Source organism: Marinobacter sp. B-12, assembly GCF_056857915.1.
In genome coordinates, this window is sequence record NZ_JBSXOB010000002.1 from 1 (window position 1) to 2,490 (window position 2,490).

4 protein-coding genes are annotated in these 2,490 nt (G+C 54.4%); all 4 read left to right on the top strand.

The window, feature by feature from the left end; genetic code table 11:
- Positions 1 to 231, top strand: a 231-nt coding sequence (locus tag AC13D2_RS00010) for a hypothetical protein (protein WP_482938007.1), incomplete at its 5' end; no start/stop codon positions are given.
- 232 nt (positions 232 to 463) lie between these two features.
- Positions 464 to 598, top strand: a complete 135-nt coding sequence (locus AC13D2_RS00015; protein ID WP_265734816.1) for a hypothetical protein — start codon at positions 464 to 466, stop codon at positions 596 to 598.
- 364 nt (positions 599 to 962) lie between these two features.
- On the top strand, positions 963 to 1,379 hold the full coding sequence (locus tag AC13D2_RS00020) for an antirestriction protein (RefSeq protein ID WP_099620077.1): 417 nt from the start codon (positions 963 to 965) through the stop codon (positions 1,377 to 1,379).
- Between the two features lie 80 nt (positions 1,380 to 1,459).
- On the top strand, positions 1,460 to 1,717 hold the full coding sequence (locus tag AC13D2_RS00025; protein ID WP_099620076.1) for a hypothetical protein: 258 nt from the start codon (positions 1,460 to 1,462) through the stop codon (positions 1,715 to 1,717).
- The last annotated feature ends 773 nt before the right edge of the window (positions 1,718 to 2,490 follow it).

Below are 2,490 nucleotides of genomic sequence, written 5' to 3' on the forward strand. Positions count from 1 at the left end.
AAGCAGGGTGAAGTGCTTCCCGCAGATCGATCCCGACCCCCCATCAACCTTTATGCACCCTCAGACACCAGGACGACCCTCACAAGGTCTACTCGCTGCGCTGCGTTCCACCTTGCAAGGCTCGCCCCGGCGTCTGCTTCGACGGGTGCGGTTGATGGGCGGTCGGGATCTCACGACAGGGCAGGGGCCTGGTCAGCATTCACCAACGATGTGGCGGCGAAGCCGCGCTGAATCTAAGTCGGGCTCTGCCCGATCCCGGCGGCATCCGGACAATCAAGATCATCACAGAGCGCGGTGCAAGCGTTTTCTAAGATCAATTCGGGTTCTAGGAGGGTGTTTTGATCACTGAAAAATATACAGAAAGATTGACGATAAATAGGAAATAATGGTATTATTATCCTGCACTTAGGGAATATTCTAAGCGCCACGCTCGCCGGTGTTACGAGGCGATGGAGTAAGAAAAATGAAAACCAAGCTGCAACTAGCCAAGTACGGAAAATGGATTATCGCCGTATTGCTTTTGGCTACCGTCTTGGGTTCCGAGGTTGATTTCCGTTTTGTGTCCAAGGATTGGACGCTGGAACTTCATATCAAGTAACCCTTAGGGGGCCGAAGTCTGGCCCCCACTTTCTCAGGGAGAGGTATCGTGAAAGATGAACTGAAAGCGGTCGGGATCGCGTTTCTGGTTGCCGGTACAGCCTTCGTTGCGACGAGTCGAGTGGACTTTAGGGCATCGGTAGCTCAACCCAGCTATCTGCATTTGGAGTGGCCCAGGAGCATGAGCAACCCGTTAATCACATTAGTGGCTGGAAAGATTGCGGCTCAAAGATAAAACTAGGGCTTTAAATGTTGCCTTAAAAGTTGACAAAAGGCGACCTATAAACGATAATTTCAGAGTGGTCAGCAGTTGCTGGCCCCCGTGTTTCGCCGGCGGTTTCGAGGCGAGTTAGGAGATTCCCACCATGAGTGCAACCGCACCCTGTTTGTCCAGCGCTTCGGCGTCTGTTTTCAAATTCCGCAAAGCGGCTTTTCCACACTATTTGAGCGCGTACCGCGCTGAGATTGAGCAAACCGTTTTCTCGGTAATGGCTGAGTGGCAGCCGCAATTTCGTGGTGCCCAGTGGCTTTATCTTGCCACCAACTCCGCTGGCTTTTTCATGGAGCCGGTGATCAACGAGCGCCTCAAATTGTTCAACCCTCGGAACCTGGTAGCTGTACGCGCAGATGCGACGACCGCAGGCATGGCGTTGTCGTTGGTAGCGTTTACCCGCCTTGCGTGTTTCACCGGTGATCCCGTGTTTTACACGGCTTATAACCGATTGTGGCTCGACGCCATGGATTCGGAACACGCCAAAGACATCAAGCGGTTGATCGCTTAACCGAACTGCTACCCGTCACGTTACCCGTGGCGGGTAAGCACAAAAATTATGGGTTACCCGTGGCGGGTAAGGAGCTACACATGGACACGTTGATCTATTTGCGCAGTGCGGCCGATCTGGCGATGTACGACGAGTTTGAACTGGTAACAGTGACCGGTGGAGGGGTGCATTCTCATTCAGTGTTTGGTATCGCCGGAAAACGCCGTGACAGTCTGGGTGATTTTGTCACACGTCGCCACGCTGTTCTGTTTGCAGATTTGTGTGAGAGCACGCGCGATCTAAGGCGCAGCATGGGTGAGATGAGATTGCTCGGGAGGGATCGCCATGCGTCTCTATGATCATCGAGCACGAGCCGTGGTGCGGGCATTTTCAAAGCGAAAGCCGATTCGGCTGGGACCAATGACGGGCAGGCAGTTTCGGGACCTGGTTATTCACATCCAAAAACGTAAGGAAACAGCAGCATGAGTTTACTAGGGAAAGAGGTAAGGTTTACCGCTCAGTTTTTGAGGGATACCGGCCAACACGTTGGGGATTGGCCCTTGAAACGTGGAACCGTAGTGAGGGAGCTACCACTATCGGAAGGGAAGTCTCTGGTCACGGTCGATGATGCTGCGTTCGGGGAATGGAAAGCTCACAGTGCTAACGTCGAGGTGGTTAAGAACTGCCGAAATGCAGCGAGAGAGAATCGATTGCCTGGTTGTTTGGATGAAGGCGTTCAAGCATAGCGGGAAACCGAGGAATGGTGTTTCGGTCGGGAACCGATTGGTTTTCGGCCGGCCTTCTTAGTTGGGTGATGAACACCTGGGCGCGCCCTTCGGGGCGGGCTTCTCCGGGTTCGCTATTCGCTCATCCCGCGTTGCGGGACTGACGCCCTCCATATCCCTCGCGCTTCCGACCTCCGGCCGGTAAAGGATCCCCGCTGATCGCGGGGCCCCCGAAGTCGGATCAACAGACGCTTCGCGACTGTTAGAACGATCCTCCAGGAGCGAGTGGCTGTGCCACACGCTCTAAAAGCAGGGTGAAGTGCTTCCCGCAGATCGATCCCGACCCCCCATCAACCTTTATGCACCCTCAGACACCAGGACGACCCTCACAAGGTCTACTCGCTGCG

Excerpts from the sequence above, each read along its gene's own strand:
- AC13D2_RS00015 (WP_265734816.1), top strand. The coding sequence starts at position 464 with ATGAAAACCAAGCTGCAACTAGCCAAGTACGGAAAATGGATTATCGCC.
- AC13D2_RS00020 (WP_099620077.1), top strand. The coding sequence starts at position 963 with ATGAGTGCAACCGCACCCTGTTTGTCCAGCGCTTCGGCGTCTGTTTTC.
- AC13D2_RS00025 (WP_099620076.1), top strand. The coding sequence starts at position 1,460 with ATGGACACGTTGATCTATTTGCGCAGTGCGGCCGATCTGGCGATGTAC.